This window comes from Bradyrhizobium sp. SHOUNA76 (assembly GCF_023006445.1).
GTDB lineage: Bacteria > Pseudomonadota > Alphaproteobacteria > Rhizobiales > Xanthobacteraceae > Bradyrhizobium.
Genome location: NZ_JALBHA010001123.1, coordinates 1 through 527, shown reverse-complemented (window position 1 = coordinate 527; position 527 = coordinate 1). Strand labels below are relative to the sequence as shown.

The 527-nt window shown below is 63.6% G+C and carries 1 protein-coding gene; it reads right to left on the bottom strand.

Annotated elements, in window-relative coordinates; translation table 11 throughout:
- On the bottom strand, positions 1-527 hold a 527-nt coding region (locus MOV74_RS40090), incomplete at both ends, for an amino acid ABC transporter substrate-binding protein (protein ID WP_246933095.1).

Genomic DNA, 527 nt, shown 5'->3' with positions numbered 1-527 from the left:
GTGAACCACTTGTCGTAGATCTTCTGCGCCTCGCCGGAGGTGTAGAGCGCCGCGGTCGCGGCATCGACGACCTTCTTGAAGGCGGCGTCGTCCTTGCGCAGCATGATGCCGTAGGGCTCTGGCTTGGAGAACGCATCCTTGGAGATCTCGTAGTCGCCCGGCGACTTCGAGCCGGCGACGAGGCTCGCGAGCAGGATGTCGTCCATGACGAAGGCGACCGCGCGGTCGGTCTCGACCATCAGGAAGGCCTCGGCGTGGTCCTTGGCCGGGATGATGTTGGCGCCGAGCTTCTTCTCGACGTTGGCCTCGGTGAGCTGCTTGATGTTGGTGGTGCCCGCGGTCGAGACCACCGTCTTGCCCTTGAGGTCGTCGATCGACTTCAGGCCGCTCGACTTCTTGAAGACGTAGCGGCTGGCGGTCAGATAATGGGTGTTGGTGAAGGCGACCTGCTTCTGGCGCTCGGCGTTGTTGGTGGTCGAGCCGCATTCGAGGTCGATGGTGCCGTTGGCCATCAGCGGGATGCGGGT